Source organism: Micromonospora sp. NPDC053740 (genome assembly GCF_040677775.1).
GTDB classification, from domain to species: Bacteria; Actinomycetota; Actinomycetes; order Mycobacteriales; family Micromonosporaceae; genus Micromonospora; species Micromonospora alfalfae.
Genome location: NZ_JBFASO010000002.1, coordinates 453,107 through 480,104, shown reverse-complemented (window position 1 = coordinate 480,104; position 26,998 = coordinate 453,107). Strand labels below are relative to the sequence as shown.

Here is a 26,998-nt window from a genome sequence, read left to right as displayed (position 1 = left end):
GTTACGGGAGGACCGCCGTGCAGCATTCGAGCACTACCGATCCCTTGTTCGTCGCCGTCGAATCAGAATCGATCACCCGTGCGGATGTCGCCGGGCTCATCGCGGGGCGGCTGGCCGCCGTACGGGTGCCGGGGTTGCTCTCCGCGGCCCGCTGCCAGGCGATCACCGCGGCGCTCGCGAACGCGCCGATGGACCGCTACGACGAGAGCCGGGTCTTTCCCGTCGTCGCCAAGTTCGGTCCGGCCATCAACGACCACCGGGCCGCCGGTGAACTCCGCGAGGACTACTGGGAAGCCGCCCACACGGCCGAGAAGAACTGGTCGACGCTGGGCCTGTCGGACTCCCCCCGGGACCTGTGCCTGGCCGCGTTCCGAGGTGCCTGGCCGAACGTGGCACCCGGGCGGCGGCAGGGTCGGGAGAGGCACGTCGGCATCGTCCGCGAGATCAACGCGGGGCTCCAGGTGCACTTCGACGACGCGGTACGGGAGTACGCGGGCCGGCTGCTCGACAGCGAGGTGGTGGCCCAGTTGGCGTTCAACATCTACATCCGGGTGCCACCGGCCGGTGGGGAGACGGTGCTGTGGCGGCGGCGCTGGCAGCCGGACGACGAGCCGTTGCGGGTCCCCGGCGGGTACGGCTTCCAGGAGGCGGTGGCGGCCGACACGCAGTCGCTGACGTTGCGCCCCACGCTCGGGGAGGGCTTTCTGTTTGATCCGCGGCACTATCACACGGTGCGTCCCGCGTCGGATGGCCGACGGATCTCCATAGGATGTTTCGTCGGGCTCACCGACGACGGTCGACTGGCCCTCTGGTCGTAGTGAAGGGCGTTTCCCCATGGTGGACAGAAGCGACGTCGAGGCGGCCGCGGCTCTTGTCGAGGGGCGGGTCCGGGAAACCCCGGTCATCGCCGTCGACGGCGCCGATCTGGGTGTGCCCGGGCAGCTCAGCCTCAAGTTGGAGCTGCACCAGCACACCGGCTCGTTCAAGCCGCGTGGCGCGTTCAACCGGATGCTCCAGGGGTCGTTGCCCTCGGCCGGGGTGATCGCCGCATCGGGTGGCAACCATGGCCTCGCTGTCGCGTACGCGGCCCGGTCGTTGGGCGTGCCGGCGGAGGTCTTCGTGCCGGTCACCGCCTCGCCGGTGAAGGTGCAGCGGTTGGCCGGGTTGGGCGCACAGGTGCGCCAGGTGGGCCAGCACTACGCCGAGGCGTTGGCGGCGAGCACCCAGCGGGCCGGGGAGACCGGCGCGTTGGTGGTGCACGCGTACGACCAGCCGGAGGTGGTGGCCGGTCAGGGCACCGTCGGCCGCGAGCTGGAGCGGCAGGTGGGCGGGATCGACACAGTGCTGGTGGCGGTCGGTGGCGGCGGGTTGGTGTCCGGTATCGCCAGTTGGTTCGGTGGCTCGGTACGTGTCGTGGCGGTCGAGCCGGAGCAGATCCCCACCCTGCACTCGGCGCTCAAGGCGGGTCGGCCGGTCGACATCGAGGTGGGTGGCATCGCCACCGATTCGCTGGGTGCCCGGCGGATCGGCGAGATCGCCTTCGACACCGCCCGCCGGACCGAGGTGGTGTCAGTGCTGGTCCGCGACGAGGACCTGGTGCGGGCGCGCCGGTTGCTCTGGTCGGAGCTGCGGGTCGCGGCCGAGTTGGGTGGTGCCGCCGCGTTGGCCGCGCTGGTCGGCGGCGCGTACGTGCCGCAGCCGGGGGAGCGGGTGGCAGTGATCATCTGTGGTGGCAACACCGACCCGAGCGACCTGGGCCCGGCCGCGCCGCACTGACCGGTCAGTCGCCGTCGCGCAGCCGGCGCAGCGCGTGCTCGACCTGGAGGGTGTCCAGGTGGGTGTCGCCGAGGAGTCGCCGACAGTCGGCCAGCAACCGCTCGTACACCTCGATCGCGGCGTCGACCTGCTCGTCGAGCAGCAGCACCAGGGCCAGGGTGGAGCGGATGGCGAGCACCTCGCTGCGGTCGGCGTGCCGGGGTTCCACGGTGGCCAGTGTGGCCCGCAGCTCGGCCTCCGCCTCGGCGAGCCGGCCCTGCGCCTGCATGCATCGGGCCAGCGTGTGCCGGGCCTGCCAGGTCTCCGGTTGGTTGAGCGGCCACAACCGGTAGCGGACCTCCAGGATGGCGTGCAGCATCTCCTCGGCTTCGGGCGCCCGTTGCTGGGCCAGCACCGCCAGCACTGCCGACACAGTTCTGGTGGACCTGACCTTCACCGACCACGACGGTAATCGTTGGCACCGGATCGGTGCCGGCCAACCCGAACCGGTGGGCTGACCGAATCGACGCCAGATGGCTTTCCGGTCGCGAGGAAAGGTGGTGGTCCGGCGGATGAGTCGCTCCGCCGGACCACCGGGCCGTCCGTCAGATGGGATAGGTGCGGGCGACCGCCAGCATCTCCGAGCTGTGCGACCCGACAACGCCGACGGCCGGCGGTCGGGGGCGGAAGCCGGGCAGCGCGTCCAGCCCGTCACTGGCGTCCATGACCCGCAACGCCACCTGCCCGGCGATGGGCCGCACTGTCAACGTGACCTCGATGCCCTCGGTGGGCGGGGCGTGGAACACCAGCCCGAAGCCCCACTTGCCCTCGCGGGGCTCCACCGGCACCGGCCGCCCGGCGACCTCGGCCCGCAGCACGGTGGCGGTCGACGTGTCGACGTGCAGGGTGGCGAGCCGGGCGGCCCGCTGCGGGGTGAGCCGCAGTCGCAGCGTGCGTTCTCCACCAGTCGTGGCGTCGGCCACCACGTCCAGCTTCGGGGCCGGCAGGTTCGCCGGCTGCGCCGGCCCGGTCCGCAGTTCACCGTCGCCGAGCCCGGGGAAGTCGTCGCCGACGTCGGCCGTCCCGTCCACGTAGCCGTCCGTCCACGACTGCGGGTCACTCTCGTGGCTGAGCCAGCGGGCCTGGCCGGTGCCGGCGTCCATCGCGTACATCAGGTGCGTCGGGGCGGGATGGGCGGCGTCGAAGCGGTCGACGGCCAGGCCGACCCCGGCGAGCACCACCGCCGCCACCGCGGCGGCGCCGGCCGGCAGCACCGCGAGCCGCCGGGCCCGCAGCGCGAGCAGGCCACGCTGGCCGCCGGCCTGCGGGTGCAGCAGGTCGACCACCGGCAGGGCGACCAGGCCGAGCAGCACCGCGACCAGCGCGGCCACCCCGCCCATGCCCATCCCCAGCGCGGGGAAGAGCAGCACCACTGTGGGCAGCAGGATGACCACACCCACGGCCGCTGCGGCCGTCACCGCCACCACCGGCCACGGTCCGGTCTGCCGGGTACGCAGCGCGACCAGCCCACCGAGCGCGCCGGCCAGCGCCGGCAGTGTGGTGAGGTACGCCCCACCCGGCACCGCCACGGCGAGCAGCACTCCGAGCAGCGCAAGCCAGGCCAGCCCACCGATCGCGAGCGCGGCCGGGCCGATCCGGCGGCGGGTCAGCGCGTACCAGGTGAACAGGATGGCGGTGGCGAGCGCCAGGACGGCCAGCCGGTACCAGATCGGTCGGTACGGGTCGAGCAGCTCCGCGTACCCCGGTCGGATCGTGGTGATCGCCAGCCAGAGCAGTTGGGCGGCGACCGGCGCGACCACGATCGGCACCAGGGCCAGCCCGAAGCCGGCGGCCATCCGGCCGATGCTGGCCCGGCCCTGCCGACGGGTCAGCCAGCCCAGCGCGGTCACCGCCGCCACCGCGAGCAGGGCCAGCGGCAGTGTGAGCGTGCCCGGGTAGCGGACCAGGCCGCCGGGGACCGGGAAGTAGGTCGCGTCGTGCCCGGAGCGCAGCTCGGTCAGGTCGGTGCCACCGAACTCCCGGGCCAGCCCCAACGCGTTGTCCCCGTGCTGCTGGAGGCTGCCCCGGTCCATGGCGGCCGGGGTGTCCAACGGCGTGTGGTAGATCGCGCCCCCGTCGATGTACGCCGAGTTCAGCCCGACGAACTTGTGATCGAGGAAGGCGGTGAAATCGGTGTCGTTCGGCAGCGCGCGGTAGATCTCCACAGCGAACGAGGTGCCGACCGGGTGAGGGGCGGCCCGGCCGAAGATGTCCACCAACTTCGCGTTGTTCCGGGACGTCTCAAACATGATCACCGGCCCGGTGGAGCCCCGCGCCTCCAGGTTGAGCACCACACCGCCGTCGGCGGCCAGCGGGTGGCTGGCGGCGAACGCGGCCGCGCCGCACAGGCACGCCTCCTCGGCGTCGGTCAGCACGAAGACGATGTCGTTGCGCGGCCGAGGGCCGGTGGTCAGCGCGCGGGCCACCTCCAGGATGGTCGACGTGCCGGCCGCGTCGTCGTTGCCGCCCGGCCCGGTCTGTACCGAGTCGTAGTGCGAGACCAGGAAGACCCGACCCGTCGAGTCGGTGCCGGGCAGCCGGGCCACCACGTTGCGGACCCGGGCCACTGTCGCCCCGCCCGCCGCCCCGCTGAGCTGACCGGCCTCCGGTGCCACAGTGTCCTGCACCTCGGTCTCCAGGCCCAGCCCTCGCAACCGCTGCTCCAGGTGCGCGCGGACCTGTTCGTTGGCCGGGCTGCCGGCGACGTGCGACCGGGCGGCGATCACCTGGACGTCCTCGTACGCGCGGCCGGCGCTGAACGCGTCAGCCGGCGCGTCGGCCGACTTCGGGGCCGGGGTGCGCAGGTCGAGCAGACTGCCGGCGGCGACCGCGGCCAGCGCGGCCAACGCCGCCGCGGCGGCCACGAGCCGCCGACGCGGCCGGGTCAGCGCGCGGCTGGCAGGGGGTACGCCCGGAATCGGACGGGTCGGCGTGCCCGTCGTGGCCGGGGTGGTGGGTGCGCCCACGGGGACTCCTCGGGGGGTGGTGGGGCCTGGGGTGGGATCATCCTGCCCGTCGGTGGCTGCGGATGGGATGGCCGGTACGTCCCGTGTCCGTCAGCCGCCCGGTTTGTCCACGGCCGAGCAGTGACGCGCCCCATCCCCGCCCGCGCCGCAGGCATCGTGTTGTGTGCGACCGTTGTCTAATACAGGATCAGCAGGGCACTCGGAAGGAGCCCGACATCACCAGCGAACTCCCGCGTCTCGCGGCGGTGACCCGGCCGCACCGGGGGGCCGGCTTGGCCGGTTCCCCAGTTGTGCCGTACCCGCACGGTGGCCTGGCGCGGCACGCCAACCTGCCGCCGGGTGAGCGGTTGCGGGTGCTGCTGGTGGAAGACGACGAGGGCGACGCCTTCCTGGTGGGTGAGCTGCTCGCCGAGACGAACTCGATGATCGACCTGCTGGTCGCGACCAGCCTCCGGGAGGCGCGGCAGCGGATCAGCGGCGTCGACTGCGTCCTGCTCGACCTGGGCCTGCCCGACGCGCAGGGGCTGGACGGGCTGCGCCAGGTGTTGGACATGTCCAGCGGCGCCGCGGTCTGCGTGCTGACCGGCCGCACGGACGAGCACCTGGGCGTCGTGGCGGTCGCCGAGGGCGCCCAGGACTATCTGGTCAAGGGCCAGGTCGACGGGGTGCTGCTGACCCGGGCGCTGCGCTACGCCGTGGAGCGTAAGCGCGCCGACGAGAACGCCCGCCGGTTGCGCGAGGTCGAGCTGCGCCAGGCCGAGTCGGCCCGACTCGAACGCGGCCTGCTGCCCCAACCGCTGATGACGACCGACCTGGTCGCGGTGCACACCTTCTACCGGCCGGGCCGGCACGCCGCGTTGATCGGCGGAGACTTCTTCGACGTGGTGCAGACCCACCCGGACCGCCTCGACCTGATCGTCGGCGACGTCTGTGGGCACGGGGTGGACGAGGCCGCGCTCGGGGTCGAGCTGCGGGTGGCCTGGCGGGCCCTGGTGCTCGCCCGGGTGCCGGACGACGAGGTGCTGCCCGCCCTGGAGCAGGTGCTGATGAGTGAGCGCCGCCTCCAGGAGATCTTCGCGACGGTGGCCACCGTCAGACTGGACCTGGACGCCAACCGGGCCACCGTCCGACTGGCCGGGCACCCGCCACCGCTGCTGCTCTCCGGCGGCCGGGTCGCCCCGGTGCCCGCGCCCGGCGGCCTGCTGCTGGGCGTACGACCTCGCCGGCCGATTGCCTACGACCTGGAGTTCGACACCGATGACTGGTCCCTGTTGATGTACACCGACGGCCTGATCGAGGGGCGGGTGGGCGCCGGCAACGAACGGCTCGACGTGCCGGGCCTCAGTGGCTTGCTGGGCGAGCCGGCCAACCATTCGGTGTCCCTGCCCGAGCTGCCGGCGTGGCTCGTCGGGCGGGCCGAGCGGCTCAACGGTGGCCCGCTCGCCGACGACGTGGCCATGCTGTTGGTCAGCCGGGGCGGTGGCCGGTGAAGCCGGTGGTCGGCGGCTGGAGTCTGCGCCGCCGGGTGATCACCCTGCTCGCCGTCGTGGGTTTCCTGTTGGTCGGGCTGGCCGGCGCGGAGGCGGCGATGGCCGCCCGCAACCGCACCCAGATCGACGCGGTCCTGAACGAGACCGGCCCGTTGCGGGTGCAGTCCCAGGAACTGCTCAACGCGCTGCTCGACCAGGAGACGGCGATCCGCGGGTACGCGGTCAGCGGCGACCGGGACGACCTGAACCCCTACCGGGAAGGGCTCGCCCAGGAGCAGAGCGTCGTCGCCTCGATGCGGACGCTGCTCGACGACTATCCGGAGATCAGCCAGGAGCTGCGGACCGTCGAGGAGCGTGTCACGCAGTGGCGACAGTCGGTTGCGGAGCCGGTGATCACCACTACCGAGCAGAGCGGCACCAACGCCGGCCAGGCGTTGGTCACCGAAGCGGCCCGGCAACAGTTCGACGAGGTGCGCTTGGCGGTGAACGACCTCCAGGAGGAGGTCCTGGCCGCCCGGGAGCAGACCGCCACCAACGTCCGTACCAGCAGCAACATCCTGGTTGTTCTCCTGATCGTCGCCGCGCTGGTGGTGGTCGTCGCCGGGGCGGTGCTGCTGCTCTCGCTGGACCGGATGGTGGTCCGGCCGCTGACCGGCCTCGCCACCCAGGTCCGCGAGGTCGCCGAGGGCGACTACCAGCACCGCATTGCCCCCCTCGGTCCGCCGGAGTTCATCCGGCTCGGTGAGGACGTGGACGCGATGCGGCAGAAGATCGCCGCCGACCTGGCCGAGGTCCGGGCCGCCCGCGAGCGCATCGAGTGGGTCAACAGTCAGCTCCAGAAGCAGGCCGAGGAGCTGACCCGGTCCAACCGGGACCTGGAGCAGTTCGCGTACGTGGCCTCACACGACCTGCAGGAACCGCTGCGTAAGGTCGCCAGCTTCTGCCAGCTGCTCCAGCGCCGTTACGCCGGGCAGCTCGACGAGCGGGCCGACCAGTACATCGCCTTCGCTGTGGACGGCGCGCAACGGATGCAGCGCCTGATCAACGACCTGCTGGCGTTCTCCCGGATCGGGCGGCTCACCACCGGCTTCGTCGAGGTCGACCTCAACAAGGTGATGGGCGACGTGGCCGGCCAGACCGAGGCCGCCCGGCAGTACGCGGACGCCGAGTTGACCTGGACCGATCTGCCGGTGATCTCGGGTGAGGAACCGTTGCTCACCAACCTGCTGGCCAACCTGGTCAGCAACTCGATCAAGTTCCGCCGCCCGGACGTGCCGTCGAAGGTGCACGTCTCGGCCCGCTTGGTGGGTGCCGAGTGGGAGATCACCTGCCAGGACAACGGCATCGGGATCGAGCCGGAGTTCGCCGACAAGATCTTTGTGATCTTCCAGCGGCTGCACTCGAAGGACGCGTACCCGGGCACCGGCATCGGGTTGGCGATCGTCAAGAAGATCGTCGAGTACCACGGCGGCCGCGTCTGGGTGGACACCGACGTGCCGGAGGGCACCGCGATCCGGTTCACCCTGCCGGCACTTCCCGAGGACGTCGCGGCGGCGGAAGCCGCCGACTCCGCCGGGGAGCCGAACGCCCCGACAGCGGGCGACGCGACGCCCACGACCGAGGCTCCGGCAGCGATGACGGAGCAGGCCGACGGGCCGGACCAGCCGGACCGGGCCGACGAGACGCTGGAAAGCGGTAGAACGGGTGACATGAGGGAGACGGTGGGATGACCGCGCCGGCGGATGGCAAGAGCCCGATCGAGGTCCTGCTCGTCGAGGACGACCCGGGTGACGTGCTGATGACCCAGGAAGCGTTCGAGGAACACAAGCTGCGTAACCGGCTGACCGTCGTCTCCGACGGGGCCGAGGCGCTCGCCTACCTGCGCCGGGAAGGCCAGTACACCGACGCGGTGGCGCCCGACCTGATCCTGCTCGACCTCAACCTGCCCCGGCGCGACGGCCGGGAGGTGCTGGAAGAGATCAAGAAGGACCAGGAGCTGCGCCGGATCCCGGTGGTGGTGCTCACCACCTCGCAGGCCGACGAGGACATTCTGCGCAGCTACCAACTGCACGCCAACGCCTACGTGACCAAGCCTGTGGACTTCGAGCGCTTCATCTCGGTGGTCCGTCAGATCGACGAGTTCTTCGTCAGCGTGGTCAAGCTGCCGCCGCGTGGCTGACACCCTGTTGGACGACGTCGGCGGCCTGCTCTGGGAGGCCGCCGATCAGGTCGTGCTGCCACTGTTCCGCAAGCTCGACGACGATGACGTGTCGGAGAAGGCACCCGGCGAGGTGGTCACGGTCGCCGACCGCCGGGCCGAGGAGTTGCTCTCGGCGGGGCTGCGCCGGCTGCGGCCGGGCTCGAAGGTGGTCGGCGAGGAGGGTGTCGCCGACGATCCGGGGTTGCTGCGGCACCTACGCGACAGCGGGGACGTCTGGCTGGTCGACCCGGTCGACGGAACCGCCAACTTCGCCGCCGGTCGCCGACCGTTCGCCCTGATGGTGTCGCTCCTGACCGACGGGCAGCCGACCGCCGGCTGGATCCTGGACCCGCTCGCCGGCACTCTCGCCGCCGGCTCGGCGGACGAGGGCACACTGCTCAACGGTCGACCGGTGGACGGCGCCGGCTCGGTGCCGCCGCTCGGCGAGCTGCGCGGCGCGGCGATGACCCGGTTCCTGCCGCCGGAGGCCCGCGACCGGGTCCGCGCCGGCGGGCGGCGGCTCGGTGAGCTGCTGCCCGGCCTGCACTGCGCCGGTCGGGAGTACCTGGACATCCTCACCGGCGAGCAGCAGTTCGCCCTCTTCTGGCGCACCCTGCCCTGGGACCACGCCCCGGGCACCGTGCTGGTCCGTGCCGCCGGGGGTGTCGCCCGCCGATTCGACGGCGTCGACTACCACCCCGCCGACGACGGCCGGGGTCTGCTCGTCGCGGCCAACGAGCAGGTGTGGGCCGAGGTGCGCGACGCGCTTCTGAGCACCTGATCCGCGCGCTGCGCGACCGTGTCGGGACGCTCCGTCGACATCGAGGCGGCCAGCGGGTCAGCGGGCTGGTCACCGGCCCGCGATCCGGTATCGTGACCGGCGGTCTCCGCCAGCAGGCCGCCGACCGGCGCCGCCGTGCAGTGTTCATCGGGGGCCGGCGGTCGACGGAAGGACGCTTTCGTGCCCAGGACCAGGCTCAGCCCGCGGCTCGGTCGCGGCGCTCTGTTCGCAGTGCTCGCCGCCGTCGCGTTGGTGCTCGGCGGTGCCGCCGTGCCCGCGTACGCGGAGCCTGGCGAGGGCGGCAGCAAGAAGTTGCAGGACGCGCTGGAGTTGACCGCCAAGGGTCACATCGAGGCCAAGGCCAAGCTGGACAACTCCAAACGTCGCCAGACGGCGCTGACCGGCGAGCTGGCCACGCTTGAGGGTCGGCTGGTCGGGCTCAGCAGCCAGGTGGGCGAGGTGGCCGCCCAGTCGTATCGGGTGGGTCGACTGAGCGCTGTCTCGATGCTGCTCAACACGGCCACACCGGAGGCGTTCCTGCAACGCGCGGGCGACCTCGACCTGATGGCCCAGCGGGACAGCAAGCGGCTGCGTGACCTCACCGACGCCCGGCAGCAGGCGCAGCAGGCCAAGGTCGCCATCGACGCCGAGGTCCGCGAGCAGCAGAAGCAACTCGCCGTGATGGCGAAGAAGAAGAAGGAAGCCGAGGAGGCGCTCGCCGAGGTCAGCTCCGGCGGCAGCAACGGTTTCAGCGGTGGCAGCTCCACCTCGGCGAAGCCGGCGCCGCGTAACTCCGACGGGTCCTGGCCGTCGGAGTCCTGCTCGGTGAAGGACCCGACCACCTCCGGGTGCATCACTCCGCGGACCCTCAACGCGCTCAAGCAGACCCAGGCGGCCGGCTACAAGCGGCACGTCTCCTGCAAGCGCAGTGGTGGCAGCGGCGAGCATCCGAAGGGCCGGGCCTGCGACTTCTCGGCCGCCACGAACGGCTTCGAGGACAAGAACGCGACCGGCGGCGACAAGGCGTACGGGGACAGCCTGGCCGCCTGGCACGTGCGCAACGCCGACCGGCTCGGCGTGCTCTACGTGATCTGGTACCGGCAGATCTGGCATCCCGGCACCGGTTGGCGTTCGTACAGTGGAAGCGGCTCTCCGGCGGCCTCCCACACGAACCATGTTCATCTCTCTATGTACTGACCCGAAGCACCAGCTTCGCTGCGTACCATCGCGACGATGAGCTCCCCACCGTCCGACGTAGCGGCCCTGCCGGCGCCCCCGGCTCCGCCCGTGCCGGTCACCGGCCGGGCGCTGCCCAACGGCCTGGCCGCATTCCTGGTGTTCTTCTCCAGCGGTGCCGTGCTGGTGCTGGAGACAGTCGCGCTGCGCCTGGTCGGCCCGTACGTAGGGGTGACCCTTCAGGTGACCAGCTCGGTGATCGGCATCGCGCTGGCCGCGATCGCGTACGGCGCGTGGTCCGGCGGTTGGCTGGCCGACCGGCGTAACCCGCGAGGCCTGCTGGCGCCGGCGTTGGTGCTGGCCGGCATCGCCACCGCCGTCACCCTGCCCGTCGTCCGGTACGCCGGTGAGGTGCTGCGCGGTGGCGCGGCCAGCGGCATCCTGCTGCTTGTCGCGTTGGCGGTGTTCGTGCCGGCCGCGCTGCTGGCAGCTGTCACCCCGCTGGTGGTGAAACTCCAGCTCGCCGACCTGCGCCGCACCGGCCAGGTGGTCGGTCGACTCTCCGGGATCGGCACCCTGGGCGGCATCACCGCAACCCTGCTGACCGGGTTCGTGCTGGTCGCCGCGCTTCGCAGCACCGTCATCCTGCTGGCCCTGGCGCTCGCGCTCGGGCTGGTCGGCATCGGCCTCGGCTGGTACCTGCGCCGGCAGGAGCCCACCGAGCTGCCCGGTCCGGCCCGGGCCCGAGCCGCGTTGGCCGTACTCGGCCTGGCCGGGGCGGGGCTGACCACCGTGGCGCCCAACCCGTGCGACATCGAGACGGCGTACCACTGCGCCCGGGTCACCGCGGACCCCGCCCGGCCCAGCGGGCGGACGCTGCTGCTCAACTCCGCCCAGCACTCGTACGTGGACCTCGCCGATCCGAAACACCTGGAGTACGCGTACACGAAGTGGATCGGCGCGGTCGGCGACGTCGCCGCGCCGGCCGGTCAGCGCCTGGACGCGCTGCACCTGGGCGGCGGTGGCTTCACGGTGCCGCGCTACCTGACCGCGACCCGACCGGGCACCGACAACCTGGTGTTCGAGATCGACGGCGGGCTGGTCGAGCTGGGTGAGCAGGAGCTGGGCGTACGGCCGGGGCCGGACCTGCGGGCGGTGGTGGGTGACGCCCGGATGCTCGTTGCCGGCGAGCCGACCGACAGCCGTGACCTGGTGGTCGGGGACGCGTTCGGGCACCTGGTGGTGCCCTGGCACCTGGCCACCCGGGAGATGGCCGCCGACGTCCGGCGGGTGACCCGCCCCGGCGGCGTGTACGTGCAGAACGTCATCGACTACCCGCCGCTGCGGTTCATCCGCGCCGAGTTGGCCACTGTGGCAGCCGAGTTCGGGCACGTCGCGTTGATCGCGCCGCCGGAAGCGCTCGCCCAGGAGCAGGGCTCCAACTTCCTCATCGTCGGCTCCGACGCGCCGTTGCCGCTGGAAGCTGTCCGGGCCCGGCTGGCCGAGGTGGATCCGAAGGTCAGCCTGCTGTCCGGTGCGGCGCTGACGGACTTCGTCGACGGGGCGATGGTGTTGACCGACGACTACGCCCCGGTGGATCAACTGCTGGCCACCGCCTGATCGGGTGACAATCCTGACCGAATCCGATACTCCAGGTGTAGGCGGGCCGTTCCTGGGCAACATCGCTCACCATGGGTGGTGGGGACCGGAACGGCGCGCAGTTGCTCGATGAGCGGTACCGGCTGATCGAACAACTCGGCGCGGGCGGCATGTCGGTGGTCTGGCGTGGCTACGACGAGGTGCTCGGTCGTCAGGTCGCGGTGAAGGTGTTGGCCTCCCGGCTGGCCAGCGACCGGGCCTTCCGCCACCGCATCCGGATCGAGGCGCAGGCCGCAGCGCGGCTCTGCCACCCCAACATCACCAACGTGTACGACTACGGCGAGTCCGAGCAGGTCGGTCTGACGGTGCCGTACGTGGTGATGGAGCTGGTCGACGGCGCTTCGCTGGCCAGCCGGTTGGGTCGGGAGAGCCAACTGCCGTGGCGGGAGGCGGTGACCATCGGCGCCGAGGTGAGCTCCGCGCTGGCCACCGCGCACGCCCGTGGGGTGGTGCACCGCGACGTCACCCCGGGCAACGTCATGCTCACCTCAACCGGGGTCAAGGTGGTCGACTTCGGCATCTCCGCGCTCGTCGGGGAGAGCGAGAAGGGCCCGGACGGCACGCTGTTGGGCACTCCCGCGTACCTCGCCCCGGAGCGGCTGGACAACGGCCAGGTCTCCCCGGCCACCGACGTGTACGCCGTTGGACTGCTGCTGTACCGGATGCTCACCGGTCGACTGCCGTGGCTCGCCAGCACGACCACCCAGATGCTGCGCGCCCACATGTACAACGACCCGGAGCCGATGCCCACCGTCGCGGGGCTGCCCGACGGGGTGGCCGACCTGGTCGGACGTTGCCTGGCCAAGCGGCCCGCCGACCGACCGGCCACCGCCGAGCTGACCCGGACGCTCGCCGAGGCGGCCGGCATGCTCGCGGCGGTGCCGGTGTCCCCGGCCGCCGGGCCGCTGGACGCGACCATGCTCGGCAGTGCGCGTACCACGATCCTGCCCTGGTCGGCGGCGACCGACGCGTTGCCGTTGTCGCGGACCCGCAACCGGGACCGTCGGACGCAGCAGCGGGTGACCCGGCGTCGACGGGTGGAGGCCGGAGTGGCCGCCGTCGGGCTGATCGCGGTCACCGGGGCGATGTGGGGGTTCACCTCGCGCAGCCCGGCCAGCGGAGGGGACCGGCCGACGACCGAGGCGCGGATGGGTCTGCCGGCGGCGGTGCCCTGCGAGGTGGCGTACGCGTTGCGCTCCGACTCCGGCACCGAGTTCTCCGCCGAGCTGACGTTGACCAACACCGGTGGCCGTGAGCTGCGGGACTGGGCGATGAGCTTCACCTTCCCGGGGCAGCAGAAGGTGACGAAGGCGGAGCCCGCGCCGGTGCACCAGCAGGGGAGCACAGTGCTGATCCGACCGGCGGCCCAGCGCACCACGCTGGCCGCTGGCGCGGCCGAGAAGGTGACCCTCACGGGTAGGTACAGCGGGGCGAACCCGTTGCCTGTGGAGTTCCGGCTCGGCGAGGCGACCTGCGGGGTTCGGGTTTCCGGCGTCGCCGGCAGCGCGCCGTCCACGGCCCCGCCGAGCAAGGCCGCCACGCCGAAGGCTCCGCCCAAGGCAGCGAAGGTGCGCAGCGGCTCCGGTTCGGGCGGCGGCGCGTCGAAGGCCAAGCCGCCGAAGCCGGCGAAGGCCCCGGCGAAGCCCGCGAAGGCTGCCGGTGGTGGTCCGGGAAAAGTGTGAAGGTGACCAAGGGGCCGGGTGGTCACCGGAAGTGAGCAGGCCACACCGTTTCGCCATGCTTCGGGGCCGTCGGACCAACTGGTTCGACGGCCCCGGTCGATCTCGCCCTGCGGAGCAGTTCAGCGCAACCCCGCGAATCGCTGGACCTGGTCGATCCCACCTTCGACGATGAGCACCCCGTTCTGGGGAAGCGTGGTGTCGTCGGAGGTGTACCGGAAGCGTTCGCCCGGCAGCTTGGCACCGACCACGCGTACCCCGAAGCGCTCCTCCGGTTTCAGGTCGAGCAGTGTGCGCCCGACCAGGGACTCCGGCACCCGGACGGTGGCGATGGCGAAGTCGTCGTCGAACTCGATGAAGTCGAGCAACCGGCTGACGATCAGGTGCGCGACCCGGTCCCCGGTCTCCGCCTCCGGGAAGATCACGTGGTGCGCGCCCACCGACGCCAGGATCTTGGCGTGCTTCTGCGAGGTGGCCCGCGCCCAGATCTGGGGCACACCCAGCTCGACCAGCGCCAACACGGTGAGCACACTCGCTTCCACCGAGGCCCCGATGGCCACCACCGCCCGCCCGAAACTGGTGATGCCCAGCTGCCGCAGCGCCCCCTCCTCGGTCGCGTCGGCCTGAACCACCCGGTCGAGCTGCGCCGACCAGCGCTGCACCTTCGCCGGGTTGCGGTCGATGGCCAACACCTCGCGGTTCATCCGGGTCAGCGACCCGGCCAGGTGGCAACCGAATCGACCCAGCCCGATCACCACGACGCCGCCGCTGTCCGCTCGTCTAGCCGACACCTCGGCCCTCCCTGCTCCCAAGGGCGTGGTCCCGGCGTGCGGGCCGGCCGACACTTCTGAAACACGCCCTAGCCGACAATGGGTTGCTCCTGGGGATAGCGGTAGAGGCGGCGTCGGGTGTTCAGGGCGATCGCCGACCCCAGGGTGAGAGTCCCGACGCGGCCGATGAACATCAGCACGGTCAGCACCAGTTGGCCGCCGGCCGGCAGTTCGGCGGCCAGACCGATGGTCAGACCGGTGGTGCTGAACGCCGAGGTGATCTCGAACAGGGCCGCGACGAAGCGGACGCCCTCGGTGAGCAGCAGCAACAGCATGGTCCCGGCGGTCACCAACGCGACGCTGAGCAGCGCCACGGTGACCGCCTGCCGCTGGCTCGCGGTGGCCACCCGCCGGTGCCCGATCGTCACGTCGGGCTCGCCCCGCAACTCCGCCCAGATGGTGAACGCCAGGAGGAAGAACGTGGAGACCTTGATGCCACCGGCCGTGCTGGCACTGCCGCCGCCGATGAACATCAGCACGATCAACAGGGGATAGCTCTCCTCCTGCAGGTCGGCGATGTTCAGGACGCTGTAGCCGCCGGTGCGGCTCAGCGCGATCTGGGTGAACGACGCGAGGATCTTCCCGGGTACGTCGTACTGGCCGATGGTGCTCGCGTTGGTCCACTCGGCGGCGAGCAGGCCGGCGAAGCCGACCAGCAGCAGCGCCGCGCTGCCCCAGATGGTCAACTTCGTCGCCACCGCCCAGTGCGCCGGCTGCCGCCACTCGCGGACCGCCTCGAAGAGCGCGGGAAAACCGAGACCGCCGATGATCGCGCCGATCGCCAGGGGCAGCGACACCCACGGGTCACGGCTGAAGGCCAGCAGCCCGTCGGTGTAGAGCGCGAAGCCGCCGTTGTTGAACCCCTGCACGGCGTGGAAGGCGCCCGACCAGAGGGCCCGCCCGAACGGATAGTCGTAGGCCAGCCAGAGCCGACCGGCGATCAGCACTGTCATCACCGCCTCGCAGGCGAAGACGGTCAACGCGATCCGGCGGAGCAACCGGCCCACCTCACCGATGCCGAACTCGGCCGTCTCGGCCTGCACCAGCAACCGGTTGCGCAGTCCGAGCTGGCTGGAGACCACCAGGATGACCAACGCCGCGACAGTGAGGATGCCGAGACCGCCGAGCTGGGTGAGCAGGGTGATCACCACCAGTCCCGCGCCGGACCAGTAGTTCGGCGTGTCGGTGATGGCCATGCCGGTGACCGACACGGCCGAGGTGGCGGTGAAGAGCGCTGTGACCACGGGTGGGCGTTCGTGTTCCACTGTCGCCCAGCGCGCCATGAGCAACAGGGTGCCGAGCAGTATCGGGACCAGGAACGCGAACGGCACCAGTCGCACGGGATTGCGGAAGAACTGGCGCACCAGACAATCTTCCTGTCCGCCAGCGGCCCTGGAGTGGGAACGGACATTCCGGAGATTCATCTGCCAGCCCGAATCGCCTGTCGTGGGTGCGAGATCGCGCTCGATCCAGGATGTAGTGGCGTGGCGGTGCTCCGAGGCCACTACATCCTGGATCGAGCACGATCTTGAGGGGAGGAGATGTTCGCCAGCGTCTGGGGGCCGAGGCGGCAGACCCATCGCGGGTTCCGCTGACCGAAGCGGACGAATGGCGCGGGGCGACACACGGTTCGGGTGGTCCGTGGGGGTTCGGGCCATCGAGGGCGGGCGCTTCCGGCTGGTAGTGCGGCCCGCTGTAACCTCCGGCCACCTCATTCCTGTTACTTGTGTGTTTCCGCCACATAGCTCGTGGGTGACGTCACTTCTAGCGTGAGCCGTCACGAAGAAGTTCTCTCCCTCTGAGTCCTCATGTGGAGTCGCAATGACGGTCCGGACGACGCGGCGGGCGTTCCTCTCCGCCGCCACGATGATGGCCGCGGCGCTGGCCGCCACGGCCTGTGGCAGCCCGCAGGACACCGCCACCGGCGGCGGCGACAGTGCCGCCCCGGTCAAGGTCGGCCTGGTGTACTCCCAGTCGGGAGCCCTGGCCAGCTACGGAAAGCAGTACATCGAGGGGTTCAAGGCGGGGCTGGACTTCGCCACCCAGGGCACCGGCAAGGTCGGTGACCGCAAGATCGAGTTGACCGAGGTCGACGACGCTGGCGATCCGGCCAAGGCCGTCTCCGCGGCGAAGGACCTGATCGGCAAGGGTACGAAGATCATCGCCGGCTCCACAGCCTCCGGTGTGGCGCTCCAGGTCGCGCCGATCGCGGCGCAGAACAAGGTCCTGTTCATCTCCGGCCCGGCCGCCACGGACGCGGTGACCGGCGCGAACAAGTACACCTTCCGCTCCGGTCGGCAGTCCTACCAGGACGTGGTGACCGCCAAGTCGTTCATCGGCGACCCCACCGGCAAGAAGGTGGTGGTCTTCGCCCAGGACGGCGCGTTCGGTGACGCCAACGAGGCCGCCGTCAAGGCCGTCATCGGCAGTGCGGGCGCGACGGTGAGCAGCGTCCGGGCCCCGGCCAGCGCCACCGAGTTCACCCCGTTCGCCAGCCAGATCAAGACCGCGAAGCCGGACCTGCTCTTCGTGGCGTGGGCGGGCACCACCGCCCCGGCCATGTGGCAGACCCTCGACCAGCAGGGCGTCCTCTCGTCCACCACTGTCGTCACCGGCCTGGACATCCGCGCCTCGTGGCCGACCTTCGGTGCTGCCGGCGCGAAGATCTCCTTCCTGTCGCACTACTTCGACGGTGCCAGCGACACCGAGGCCAGCAAGGCCCTGAAGGCGAAGGTCACCACCATCGACCTGTTCCACCCGGACGGCTTCGCCGCCGCGCAGATGGTGGTCCGGGCCGCGCAGGAGGGTGGCGACGACGTCGACAAGATGGTCACCGCCCTGGAGGGCTGGAGCTTCGACGGGGTCAAGGGCAAGATGACGATCCGCGCCGCCGACCACGCGCTGCTCCAGCCGATGTTCCAGGCCAAGCTGACCGGCAGCGGCACCGCGTTCACGGCGACCGCGCAGAAGAGCCTCACCGGTGACGAGACCGCGCCGCCGGCCGTGGCCATGAAGGGCTGACCATGCTCGCCACCCGCGGTCTGACCTGGCGGATCGGTGAGGTCGCCATCGTCGACAGCGTCTACCTCGACCTGGCGCCCGGGGAGTTCCTGGGCGTCATCGGGCCCAACGGCGCCGGTAAGACCTCACTGTTCAACCTGATCACTGGCCTGCGCCGGGCCACGGAGGGCCGGATAGTTCTGGACGGTCAGGACATCGGGGCGCTCCCGCCGCACCGGCGGGCCCGCCTCGGACTGGGCCGTACCTTCCAGGCGTCCTCGGTCTTCGGCTCGCTCAGCGTGCGGGAGAACGTCCGGCTCGCCGTGCAGGCGCACCGCGGGGGCTCGATGGCACTGTGGCGGCGGGCGGCGGCCGACCGGGAGGTCGCCGCCGCCGCCGACGCGGCGCTCGACCGGGTCGGCCTCGCCCACCGGGGTACGGCCCTCGCCGGCACCCTGGCCCACGGCGAGAAGCGCAAGCTGGAGATCGCCCTGCTGCTCGCCGGTGAACCGCGGGTGATGCTGCTGGACGAGCCGATGGCCGGGGTCAGCGCCGAGGACGTGCCGGAACTGGTGGCCGTCATCAAGTCGCTGACCGGCGACAGTGGCCGGGCGGTGCTGATGGTCGAACACCACATGGACGTCATCCTGGAACTGGCCGACCGCATCGCCGTCATGCACCACGGCGCGCTGCTGGCCTGCGACACCCCGGAGACGGTGATGGCCAACCCCACAGTGCAAGAGGCCTACCTGGGGGAGTCGCTGTGAACGCGAGGAGTGAGCCGGGTCTGCCAGCCCCGCAGTCGCGAACTGAGGAACCGATCCTCAGTGTGGAGGACCTGTCGGTCCGGATCTCCGGGCTGCACATCCTCCAAGGGGTGTCCTTCACTGTCGCCCCGACCGGCGTGACAGTCCTGCTCGGTCGCAACGGCGTCGGCAAGACCACCACGCTGCGCGCGATCGTCGGCCTCACCCCGCCCGCCGGGGAGGTCCGCGGCACCATCCGGATGGGCGCGCAGAGTCTGCTGGCCCGGCCGACGCACCGGCTGGTCCGCGGTGGGCTCGGCTACGTGCCCGAGGACCGCTGCGTGTTCGCCGGGCTCACCGTCGCGGAGAACCTGCGCCTCGCCGAGCGGCGCGGCACCACCCCGGCGTACGACAAGGTCTTCGCGCTCTTTCCGGAGCTGGACCGACGCGGGCGGCAACGGGCCGGTTCGCTCTCCGGCGGGCAGCAGCAGATGCTCGCCATCGGTCGGGTGCTGCTCAACGACAACCGGCTGCTGCTCGTCGACGAGCCGACCAAGGGGTTGGCGCCGAAGGTGGTGACCGAGGTGGCGGAGGTGCTGGAACGGGTCGCGGAGTCGGTGCCGGTGCTGCTGGTCGAGCAGAACCTGGCAGTCGTACGCCGACTGGCCCGCGACGCTGTCGTGCTGGCCGCCGGCAAGGTGGCGTGGACCGGCGACGCCCACGAGTTGCTGTTGGAGACCGCGTTGACGAAGTCGCTGCTCGGTGTCGGCTCGGCGGAGGTGTCCACGCCGAGCGCGAGGAGTGAGCTTGCGAGCCCCGCAGTCGCGAGGAAGGACCAGCTCTGATGGGCACCGTGATCCTGTTGGCGTTGACCGGCCTCGGCCTGGCGGCGCTGTACTTCCTGGTCGCCTCCGGCCTGTCCCTGGTCTTCGGCCTGGCCGACGTGCTCAACTTCGCGCACGGGCTGTTCCTCGGCGTCGGCGCGTACGGCACCTGGTGGGCGGCGGGCAACCTGCCGGGCGCCGGGCCGGACGGGTTCGGCTTCGTGATCGCTGTCGCCTTCGGGGTGGCCGCCGGCACGCTGGTCGCGATCCTGGTCGAGCTGGTGCTGATCCGCCCGCTGTACTCCCGCACCATCGAGCAGGTGCTCGTCACCGTCGGGCTGTCGCTGGCCGGGGTGGCGTTGCTCCAGGCCACCTGGGGTGCGGACGCCCGGCCGTTCCCGCGTCCGGACTGGACCCGGCAGGTGACCGGGATCCTCGGCGCGCAGGTGCCAAACGGTGGCCTGCTGCTGATCATCGCGGCGGTGCTGGTGCTCGGCGCGATCCTGGCGTTCCTGCGCTGGACCCGGTACGGCCTGGTGATCCGCGCCGGGGTGGAGAACCGGGAGATGGTGACAGCGCTGGGCATCGACGTCCGCAAGGCGTTCACGCTGGTCTTCGCGATCGGTGGGGCGGCCGCCGCGCTCGCTGGCGCGCTCGGCGGGGTCTACTTCGGCACCGTCTCGCCCGGGCAGGGCGGCTCGCTGCTCATCTTCGCGTTCATCGTGGTGGTGATCGGCGGGATGGGCTCGGTGGTCGGCTCCGCGTACGCGGCGGTCGTGGTCGGGCTGGTGCAGCAGTTCGTCAACTACTACGGCACGTCCGGGCTGGGCGACATCTGCGTGGTCGGGCTGCTGGCCGTGGTGCTGCTGCTGCGTCCGCAGGGCATCGCCGGAAAGGTGGCAACGGCATGACGGTGATCGACGCGCCTCGCGCACAGGTGCCCGACGAACTGAGTCCGCAGCGGGGGCGGTGGCACCGGGTCCGCCCGTTCCTGCCGCTGGTCGCGCTGGTGGTGCTGGCGATCCTGCCGTACTCGACGATGTCCCTGCCGGGGGTCTTCGAGGGGCCGGTCAACTCACCAGGCACCCTGCAACTGCTCGCCATCTGCCTGATCTTCGGTGGGTTGGCGGCCGGGTACGACCTGCTCTTCGGCCGGACCGGGATGCTCTCCTTCGGGCACGCGCTGTACTTCGCCGCCGGTGTCTACGGCACCGACATCCTGATCACCCGGGCCGGTCTGCCGCTGTGGCAGGCGGGGCTGCTGACCATCACCGGCGGCACCATCCTCGCCGCGCTGCTCGGCGCGGTGGCGCTGCGGACGGTGGGCATCGCGTTCGCCATGGTCACTTTGGCCTTCGCCCAGGTGGGCGCGATCCTGGTGGCCCGGGACTTCGGCGGGCTCACCGGTGGCGAGGAGGGCCTGCCGCTGGACGTGTCGGGGCTGCCCGCCGGACTGGTGGGGGTGACAAACACGGTCAACCTGTACTGGTTGGCGCTGGCGTACCTGACCCTTGTGGTCTTCGTGGTGCACCGGGTGAGCGGGTCACCGACCGGTCGGGTGCTCGCCGGGCTGCGTGACGACGAGCGGCGGATCGGCGTGCTCGGGTTGGACCCGTACCGCTACAAGCTGGTGGCGTTCACCCTGGCCGGCGGGTTGGCGTCGGCGGGCGGGGTGGTCTACGTCCTGATCGTCGGCGGCGCGTCGCCGCACATCACGTCCTCCGAGCTGACCCTGTCGCTGCTGGTGATGGTGGTGCTCGGCGGGCCGGGCACCCGGTGGGGTCCGGTGCTCGGTGGTGTCCTCTACATGTACCTGGACCACCGGCTCACCGCCTTCGGCACGAGCGACGCGGTGGACAACCTGCCGGCCGTCCTCAGCCGTCCGTTGAGCCAGCCGCTGTTCGTCCTGGGCACTGTCTTCATCCTGGCCGTCTACTTCTTCCCAGGTGGCCTGACCAGCCTGGCCCCCCGCCTGTCCCACCTGACCCGCGCCCTCCGCCCCCGCCCCCGCCCCCGCCGCTGACCAACGTTGACTCGGTTGATCAAGAGGTTTGCGTCAGAATCAGGCCGAATGGTGACGCAAACCTCTTGATCAACAGGGGGATGACGGACGGCGCTGGTAGAAATGCCGGGTGGAGACAGCAGAGCGGGCAGCGGTACGCGAGCGGGCCGAGGCGGTGCTGCGCCGGCTGGCCGGTGACAACGCCCGGCTGCGCGAGGATCAGTGGCGCGCCATCGAGGCGCTGGTCGTCGACCGGCGGCGGGTGCTCTGCGTCCAGCGCACCGGTTGGGGCAAGTCGGCTGTCTACTTCGTGGCCACTGCACTGCTCCGCGACCGCGAGCAGCGCCACCAGGCCGGGCCGACAGTCATCGTCTCGCCGCTGCTGGCGTTGATGCGCAACCAGGTCGAGGCCGCCGCGCGGGCCGGCATCCGGGCCCGCACGATCAACTCGGCGAACCTCGACGAGTGGGACGAGATCACCGCCGAGATCCAGACCGGCGCGGTGGACGTGCTGCTGATCAGCCCCGAACGGCTCAACAACCCGGATTTCCGCGACGGCGTCCTGCCGAAGTTGGCCGCCACCACCGGCCTGCTGGTGGTCGACGAGGCGCACTGCGTCTCCGACTGGGGGCACGACTTCCGGCCGGACTACCGGCGGCTGCGGACGTTCCTCGCCGAGCTGCCCGAGCGCACCCCCGTGCTGGCGACCACCGCCACCGCCAACGCCCGGGTCACCCAGGACGTCGCCGAGCAGCTGGGCGACGCCCTCATCCTGCGCGGCACCCTGGACCGCGAGTCGCTGCGCCTCGGGGTGCTCGACCTGCCCAGCCCGGCGCACCGGCTGGCCTGGCTCGCCGACCACCTGGACCAGCTGCCCGGCTCGGGCATCGTCTACACGCTGACCGTCGCGGCAGCGGGGGAGACCGCAGAGTTCCTGCGCTCCCGGGGCTACCCGGTCGCCTCGTACAGCGGGCAGTCCGACGACGCCGACCGGCGCGCCGCCGAACAGGACCTGCTCGACAACAAGATCAAGGCGTTGGTCGCCACCAGCGCCCTCGGCATGGGCTTCGACAAGCCCGACCTGGGCTTCGTCGTCCACCTCGGCGCGCCACCCTCGCCGATCGCGTACTACCAGCAGGTCGGCCGCGCCGGCCGCGCCGTCGAGCACGCCGAGGTGCTGCTGCTGCCCGGCGTCGAGGACGCCGCGATCTGGCGGTACTTCGCCTCGCTGGCGTTCCCGCCGGAGCAGCAGGTCCGGGCCGTGCTGGCCGCCCTGCACACCGACCGCCCGCTCTCCACCCAGGCACTCGAACCCCTCGTCGACCTGCGCCGGGCCCGGTTGGAGCTGATGCTGAAGGTGCTCGACGTGGACGGCGCGGTCCGCCGGGTGCGCGGTGGTTGGCTCGCCACCGGCGAGCAGTGGGTCTACGACGAGGCCCGGTTGCGCCGCGTCGCCGAGGCGCGCACCGTCGAGCAACAGGCAATGCGGGAGTACGCGACGACGTCCGACTGCCGGATGCGATATCTACGGGAACGCCTGGACGACACCGAGGCGGCTGACTGCGGCCGATGCGACAGGTGCGCCGACCCACTCTTCGCCGCTGACGTGTCGACCGCCGCGCTCTCCGCCGCACAGACCTTCCTGGGTCGACCCGGCGTGGAGATCGCACCGAAGAAGCTGTGGCCGACCGGGCTCGACGCGGTGGGCGTACCCCTCAAGGGCCGGATCGTCCCCGCGGAGCAGGCGCTGCCGGGCCGGGCCGTCGGGCGCCTCTCCGACCTGGGCTGGGGTGGCAGGCTGCGCGCCCTCGTCGGCCCGGAAGCGCCGGACGCGCCGGTGCCCGACGACGTCGCCGGCGCCGTCGTGGAGGTGCTGAAGGCATGGGCGCACGGTGACGACCCGTGGCCGCGCCGGCCGGTGGCGGTGGTCGCGGTCGGTTCCCGTCGGCGGCCCCGGCTGCTCGGCTCGCTGGCCGAGCGGATCGCCACAGTGGGCCGGCTGCCGCTGCTCGGCGAGGTCACCGCGTCCGGCCCCGACGGCCCGGGTGGGCCACGGGGCAACAGCGCCCAACGGGTACGCGCCCTGCACGACACCTTCACCGTGCCGACCGACCTGGCCGACGCCCTGGCCGGGCTGGACGGCCCGGTGCTGCTCGTCGACGACCTGATCGACTCGGGCTGGACGATGACGCTGGTGACCAGGGCCCTACGCCGGGCCGGCGCGACCGACGTGCTCCCGCTCGCCCTCGCCGTGGCCGGCTGACCCGCTGCCGTCCGGTCGGGTGGGAAAGTTCCCGGGCGGTGTCGAATGCGACAGTCGCCACGCTCTCCGGGCGTCGGCCAGACCCGGCCGGGCGCGGCGGTACCGTGGGCGGCATGACCGACCACCAGCCCGTCACCCGTGCGTGCGCCGTTGCGGGCACTACCGTCGGCGGCGAGGCCGGCCAGGCGCTGGGCGTCGGTAGTGGCTGACCAGGGTCCCGCCGAACTGGACCGGAGCACTCTCCGGCTGGCGCTGGTGGTCGGCGGGCTGGTGCTGGCGGTGCTGCTCGGCTTCGGCCTCGGCCGGCTGAACGCCAACGGCACCGTCACCGGCAGCCCGTCGTTGGCCGCCGAGCACACCGACCCACCGGGCGTCGCGCCGCACAACCACGGCAGTGCCGCGGCCACCGATCAGGGCGCGCCCACCGAGCCAGGTGGTCTGGCGGTCAGCTCGGCCGGGTTCACACTGGTGCCGGTGGCCACCGAGTTCGCGGCGGGTCGCCCCGATCAGCTCCGCTTCCAGGTGCGCGACGCGCAGCGCCGGCCGGTGACCCGGTTCGCCATCGTGCACGACAAGCCGATGCACCTCATCGTCGTCCGGCGGGACCTGACCGGCTACCAGCACCTGCATCCGACAATGGCGGCCGACGGCACCTGGTCGGTGCCGTTGACCCTCACGCAGCCTGGCCTCTGGCGCGCGTACGCCGATTTCACAGTGGTCGCCGACAACGGCGCGCAGACCGCTGTGACCCTCGGCACGGACCTGGTGGCGCCGGGCGACTACCGACCGCGTCCACTGCCGGGTCCGGCCACCTCGACGACGGTGGACGGCTTCACCGTCGGCTACCAGGGCACTGCGCAGGCCGGGGCGACAGTGCCGCTGACCTTCCGGGTCGACGGCGTTGGCGGCGCAGCCCCGCTGGAGCGCTACCTCGGGGCGTACGGGCACCTGGTGGCGTTGCGCGAGGGCGACCTCGGCTATCTGCACGTGCACCCGGAGACCGAGTTGGTGGACGGTCAGATCAAGTTCTGGTTGACCACCCCCGGCCCGGGCCGCTACCGCCTCTACCTCGACTTCCAGGTGAACGCCGAAGTCCGAACCGCCGAGTTCACCCTCACCGTCCCCTAACCCACCCCCACCCCCGTCCCCCCACCCCTTCCCCCGTTGATCATGAAGTTATTGCCCTTCGCTGCGGCGTGTCGTGGCAATAACTTCATGATCAACGCCCGCAGAGGGTGGGGGTGGGGTGGGGGTGGGGTGGGGTGGGGTGGGGGTTAGCTGGCTCGGCGGATGGGGCGGCGGGCCAGGTAGCGGAGCAGGTCGCGGATGTGGTGCTTCTCCTCGGCGGGGACCGTAGGGTCGGCCAGCCGGTCCAGGATGGCCCGGACATCGGCCTCGACCGGGCCGTCGTCGTGGCGTCGGCGGGGCGCGGGACCGGCGTCGGGCAGCCCGAGCGCGCGGAACGCGGCGGCGACCGGCAGATCCAGTGCGGCGCAGAAACCGCGCACCTTTGCCAACTCGGGATAGTCCTGCCAGTCGCCGGCCAGCCAGCGGAACACTGTGGAGCGGCCCACGCCCGTGTGTGAGGCAAGATCAGTCACGGTCCAGCCGCGTTCGTCGCGAGCGTCATCGATGGCGCGCCGGACGAAGCGGGCGAAGGCCATCTGCGGTGATACGTCGGCTGATCCCATCCCTGTGTGTCTTCCCCCCTGCCGGAGCACCGGGACGATGCGCCTTCCGAGGGTAGTACGCCAGGAGCCGGAAACAATTGACTGACCGCACAAACTGTCCCGTGGACGAGACTTTTCTCTGGAAGCGTGTGTGCAGAACGAAAATTGCATCGAGCGATCTTCATCGTTCTTCAATTAAGCTCGGTGCCCGTCCCGACATGGCGTCTGTCGCCTGCCGCCTCCGACCGGACCATCGCCGAGGAGCACCATGGCCGAATCGAGCCGCCCCCAGCCGTACCAGCCCGGTGCGGTGAGCCTCTTCTTCGTCGCCAAGGCAGGCGTCTTCGCCGCCGCGTTCTGGATCTGGTTGCTGGTCCTGGTGCTCCGCACCGACTCCGCGACCGGCCTCCAGGTGCTGGCCGCCACCGGCACCATCACCACCACGCTGGTCGCGGTCCTGCTCGGCGCCCGGATGACGTTGCAGCACAACGCCGCCATCCGGCACGCCGAGGTGAAGAAGCTGTTGGTCGACATCTCCTGGAACGCCTTCGCGGCGGCCGGCAACGCCGAGACCGGGGGCACTGTCGTGCCATTCCCGACCGCCCCGGCCGACGGTGATTGGGCTGGCCAGCGGACGGCCGCCGACCGGGTGTCGGTCCTCGACCGCGGTGTCAGCGAGCGCAACGGCGGCCGGGATCGGCGACGCTAGCCACCCACCCCCTAGGAGACGGACGCCTCGCCGGCGGCCAGCAGGGTCTCCAGCCGGGGAGTGACCTGCCACTGGTCTACCAGCTCGCGGTACTCCGCGCGCTGTGGGTCGGTCGCCCCGGCACCGGTACGACGGGCGCGGATCAGCAGGTTACGCGGGGTGTGCTGCGAGTCCACGAACTCCACCACCTCGGTCCGGTACCCGTGCACCCGCAGCAGCCCGGCGCGCACCGCGTCGGTGAGCACGTCGGCGAAGCGCTCGCGCAGGATGCCCTGCCGGGTCAGCAGCTCGTACGGGGCCGGGGTGGGGTGGGCGCGGAGCTGCTTCGCCAGATCGTGGTGGCAGCACGGCGCGGCCAGCACCCAGCGGGCCTCCCAGCGCACCGCGCGGGCCAGCGCCTCGTCGGTGGCGGTGTCGCAGGCGTGCAGCGCCAGCACCAGGTCGGGGGCGGGGTCGACGACGGCGTCGGCGATCGTCCCGGCCACGAAGCTGACCTGGTCGGCCCAGCCGAGCCGTTGCGCCAGCTCGGTGTTTCGTCGCCGCTGGTCCTCCCGGACGTCCACGCCGACCAGCTGGACGTCGAGCCCCCGACGTGTCAGATAGCGGTACGCGGCGAACGTCAGGTAGGCGTTGCCGCAGCCCAGGTCGACCACCCGTAGCGGACCGGTCAGGTCGTCGGGCAGGGTCGCGGCCAGGGCCCGCAGGAACGCGTCCACCTGGCGGCGCTTCGCCGCCGAGCCGCCGATCTCCGCGAAGATCGGGTCACCGGGGTCGAGCAGGTATTCCTTCGTCCGGTCGTTTCCGGTGGGCGTCGCCACCGGACGGGACGTCGCGGCCCTGTGCACCTGCGCCTCGCCGGATTTGGTCACCCGCAGTTGAAGGGTCGCGTCGGCCGTCTCGACGTGCCAGTTACCGAACGGCTCGGCGAGCAGTTCGTCGATCGCCGCAGCGGCCTCCGGACCGGAGGCGAGGTTGCGGGTGTAGGGGCGAGCACCGTCGGACGTGGTGATCTGCATCCGGGGCCCGGCCTTGAGCCGCACCGGCCGCAGTTCGGCCCGTTCGACTGTGGGGCGGCGACCGCGTCGACGTCCGGCGGCGACCGCCCGGGTCAGCGCGGGGTCGAGCAGCAGCGCCCGAACCTCGGTCAGGGCGGCGTCCAGTGGTTGCGGCATCGTTCCATCTTCGGCA

The 26,998-nt window shown here is 71.6% G+C and carries 23 protein-coding genes; 17 read left to right on the top strand and 6 right to left on the bottom strand.

The features are described from left to right. Positions 1–17 precede the first annotated feature (17 nt). Entirely contained in the window at positions 18–818 is an 801-nt protein-coding gene (locus tag AB0K35_RS06810) for a proline hydroxylase (protein ID WP_363884117.1), read from the top strand. A 16-nt stretch (positions 819–834) separates the two neighbouring features. After that, a complete protein-coding gene (locus tag AB0K35_RS06805; RefSeq protein WP_266304376.1) occupies positions 835–1,776 on the top strand; it encodes a threonine/serine dehydratase in 942 nt (313 codons plus the stop codon). Positions 1,777–1,780: 4 nt separating this feature from the next. Here AB0K35_RS06805 and AB0K35_RS06800 read toward each other — a convergent pair whose 3' ends face one another. After that, on the bottom strand, positions 1,781–2,188 hold the full coding sequence (locus AB0K35_RS06800) for a tetratricopeptide repeat protein (RefSeq protein ID WP_363884112.1): 408 nt from the start codon (positions 2,186–2,188) through the stop codon (positions 1,781–1,783). Between the two features lie 172 nt (positions 2,189–2,360). Next, positions 2,361–4,733 (bottom strand): M28 family peptidase, encoded by a 2,373-nt coding sequence (locus AB0K35_RS06795; RefSeq protein WP_363884496.1) that lies wholly within the window; start codon positions 4,731–4,733, stop codon positions 2,361–2,363. A 338-nt stretch (positions 4,734–5,071) separates the two neighbouring features. Between AB0K35_RS06795 and AB0K35_RS06790 the strand changes: the two genes are divergently transcribed. The 7 genes from AB0K35_RS06790 (at position 5,072) to AB0K35_RS06760 (ending at position 13,769) form a co-directional block, all read left to right on the top strand. Next, positions 5,072–6,271, top strand: a complete 1,200-nt coding sequence (locus AB0K35_RS06790) for a fused response regulator/phosphatase (RefSeq protein ID WP_238667156.1) — start codon at positions 5,072–5,074, stop codon at positions 6,269–6,271. Continuing rightward, entirely contained in the window at positions 6,268–8,001 is a 1,734-nt protein-coding gene (locus tag AB0K35_RS06785; RefSeq protein ID WP_363884110.1) for an ATP-binding protein, read from the top strand. Before AB0K35_RS06790 ends, AB0K35_RS06785 begins: the two co-directional genes overlap by 4 nt. Beyond that, positions 7,998–8,450, top strand: coding sequence for a response regulator (locus AB0K35_RS06780; RefSeq protein ID WP_363884108.1), 453 nt, complete (start codon positions 7,998–8,000; stop codon positions 8,448–8,450). Before AB0K35_RS06785 ends, AB0K35_RS06780 begins: the two co-directional genes overlap by 4 nt. After that, positions 8,443–9,252 carry an inositol monophosphatase gene (locus AB0K35_RS06775; protein WP_238666901.1) on the top strand — a complete coding sequence of 270 codons (810 nt, stop codon included), beginning with the start codon at positions 8,443–8,445 and terminating at the stop codon, positions 9,250–9,252. The genes AB0K35_RS06780 and AB0K35_RS06775 overlap by 8 nt, the downstream gene beginning before the upstream one ends. Before the next feature lie 180 nt (positions 9,253–9,432). Next, entirely contained in the window at positions 9,433–10,449 is a 1,017-nt protein-coding gene (locus AB0K35_RS06770) for a hypothetical protein (protein ID WP_238666900.1), read from the top strand. Positions 10,450–10,485: 36 nt separating this feature from the next. Then, positions 10,486–12,048: a fused MFS/spermidine synthase gene (locus tag AB0K35_RS06765; protein ID WP_357279459.1), complete on the top strand. Its 1,563-nt coding sequence runs from the start codon at positions 10,486–10,488 to the stop codon at positions 12,046–12,048. A gap of 71 nt (positions 12,049–12,119) precedes the next feature. After that, the gene (locus tag AB0K35_RS06760; protein ID WP_238666898.1) at positions 12,120–13,769 is read left to right on the top strand and encodes a serine/threonine-protein kinase; all 1,650 of its coding nucleotides are present in this window, start codon (positions 12,120–12,122) and stop codon (positions 13,767–13,769) included. A gap of 119 nt (positions 13,770–13,888) precedes the next feature. Here AB0K35_RS06760 and AB0K35_RS06755 read toward each other — a convergent pair whose 3' ends face one another. Both AB0K35_RS06755 and AB0K35_RS06750 read right to left on the bottom strand, forming a co-directional pair. Continuing rightward, a complete protein-coding gene (locus AB0K35_RS06755) occupies positions 13,889–14,557 on the bottom strand; it encodes a TrkA family potassium uptake protein (RefSeq protein ID WP_238666897.1) in 669 nt (222 codons plus the stop codon). Positions 14,558–14,625: 68 nt separating this feature from the next. Continuing rightward, positions 14,626–15,960 (bottom strand): potassium transporter TrkG, encoded by a 1,335-nt coding sequence (locus AB0K35_RS06750; protein WP_363884105.1) that lies wholly within the window; start codon positions 15,958–15,960, stop codon positions 14,626–14,628. A 457-nt stretch (positions 15,961–16,417) separates the two neighbouring features. Between AB0K35_RS06750 and AB0K35_RS06745 the strand changes: the two genes are divergently transcribed. The 7 genes from AB0K35_RS06745 (at position 16,418) to AB0K35_RS06715 (ending at position 24,559) form a co-directional block, all read left to right on the top strand. Next, positions 16,418–17,617, top strand: coding sequence for a substrate-binding domain-containing protein (locus AB0K35_RS06745; protein ID WP_363884103.1), 1,200 nt, complete (start codon positions 16,418–16,420; stop codon positions 17,615–17,617). Between the two features lie 2 nt (positions 17,618–17,619). Then, positions 17,620–18,363: an ABC transporter ATP-binding protein gene (locus AB0K35_RS06740; RefSeq protein ID WP_112584733.1), complete on the top strand. Its 744-nt coding sequence runs from the start codon at positions 17,620–17,622 to the stop codon at positions 18,361–18,363. Beyond that, positions 18,360–19,187, top strand: coding sequence for an ABC transporter ATP-binding protein (locus AB0K35_RS06735; protein ID WP_363884101.1), 828 nt, complete (start codon positions 18,360–18,362; stop codon positions 19,185–19,187). Before AB0K35_RS06740 ends, AB0K35_RS06735 begins: the two co-directional genes overlap by 4 nt. After that, entirely contained in the window at positions 19,187–20,077 is an 891-nt protein-coding gene (locus AB0K35_RS06730) for a branched-chain amino acid ABC transporter permease (protein ID WP_238666892.1), read from the top strand. Before AB0K35_RS06735 ends, AB0K35_RS06730 begins: the two co-directional genes overlap by 1 nt. Beyond that, positions 20,074–21,189 carry a branched-chain amino acid ABC transporter permease gene (locus AB0K35_RS06725; protein WP_363884099.1) on the top strand — a complete coding sequence of 372 codons (1,116 nt, stop codon included), beginning with the start codon at positions 20,074–20,076 and terminating at the stop codon, positions 21,187–21,189. The genes AB0K35_RS06730 and AB0K35_RS06725 overlap by 4 nt, the downstream gene beginning before the upstream one ends. 109 nt (positions 21,190–21,298) lie before the next feature. After that, the gene (locus AB0K35_RS06720) at positions 21,299–23,431 is read left to right on the top strand and encodes a DEAD/DEAH box helicase (RefSeq protein ID WP_363884097.1); all 2,133 of its coding nucleotides are present in this window, start codon (positions 21,299–21,301) and stop codon (positions 23,429–23,431) included. 201 nt (positions 23,432–23,632) lie between these two features. Beyond that, positions 23,633–24,559, top strand: coding sequence for a hypothetical protein (locus tag AB0K35_RS06715; RefSeq protein WP_363884095.1), 927 nt, complete (start codon positions 23,633–23,635; stop codon positions 24,557–24,559). 146 nt (positions 24,560–24,705) lie between these two features. On the opposite strand, the gene AB0K35_RS06710 is transcribed toward AB0K35_RS06715, so the two are convergent. After that, entirely contained in the window at positions 24,706–25,122 is a 417-nt protein-coding gene (locus tag AB0K35_RS06710; RefSeq protein WP_210785506.1) for a helix-turn-helix domain-containing protein, read from the bottom strand. A gap of 247 nt (positions 25,123–25,369) precedes the next feature. On the opposite strand from AB0K35_RS06710, the gene AB0K35_RS06705 reads away from it, so the two are divergent. Next, positions 25,370–25,810 (top strand): hypothetical protein, encoded by a 441-nt coding sequence (locus AB0K35_RS06705; RefSeq protein ID WP_363884093.1) that lies wholly within the window; start codon positions 25,370–25,372, stop codon positions 25,808–25,810. Positions 25,811–25,821: 11 nt separating this feature from the next. On the opposite strand, the gene AB0K35_RS06700 is transcribed toward AB0K35_RS06705, so the two are convergent. After that, positions 25,822–26,982: an SAM-dependent methyltransferase gene (locus tag AB0K35_RS06700; protein ID WP_238666887.1), complete on the bottom strand. Its 1,161-nt coding sequence runs from the start codon at positions 26,980–26,982 to the stop codon at positions 25,822–25,824. Positions 26,983–26,998 lie beyond the last annotated feature (16 nt).

Coding starts and splice junctions, on each gene's coding strand:
- AB0K35_RS06700 (WP_238666887.1), bottom strand. CDS start 26,982: ATGCCGCAACCACTGGACGCCGCCCTGACCGAGGTTCGGGCGCTGCTG.
- AB0K35_RS06740 (WP_112584733.1), top strand. CDS start 17,620: ATGCTCGCCACCCGCGGTCTGACCTGGCGGATCGGTGAGGTCGCCATC.
- AB0K35_RS06780 (WP_363884108.1), top strand. CDS start 7,998: ATGACCGCGCCGGCGGATGGCAAGAGCCCGATCGAGGTCCTGCTCGTC.
- AB0K35_RS06805 (WP_266304376.1), top strand. CDS start 835: ATGGTGGACAGAAGCGACGTCGAGGCGGCCGCGGCTCTTGTCGAGGGG.
- AB0K35_RS06760 (WP_238666898.1), top strand. CDS start 12,120: ATGGGTGGTGGGGACCGGAACGGCGCGCAGTTGCTCGATGAGCGGTAC.
- AB0K35_RS06765 (WP_357279459.1), top strand. CDS start 10,486: ATGAGCTCCCCACCGTCCGACGTAGCGGCCCTGCCGGCGCCCCCGGCT.
- AB0K35_RS06705 (WP_363884093.1), top strand. CDS start 25,370: ATGGCCGAATCGAGCCGCCCCCAGCCGTACCAGCCCGGTGCGGTGAGC.
- AB0K35_RS06725 (WP_363884099.1), top strand. CDS start 20,074: ATGACGGTGATCGACGCGCCTCGCGCACAGGTGCCCGACGAACTGAGT.
- AB0K35_RS06710 (WP_210785506.1), bottom strand. CDS start 25,122: ATGGGATCAGCCGACGTATCACCGCAGATGGCCTTCGCCCGCTTCGTC.
- AB0K35_RS06730 (WP_238666892.1), top strand. CDS start 19,187: ATGGGCACCGTGATCCTGTTGGCGTTGACCGGCCTCGGCCTGGCGGCG.
- AB0K35_RS06745 (WP_363884103.1), top strand. CDS start 16,418: ATGACGGTCCGGACGACGCGGCGGGCGTTCCTCTCCGCCGCCACGATG.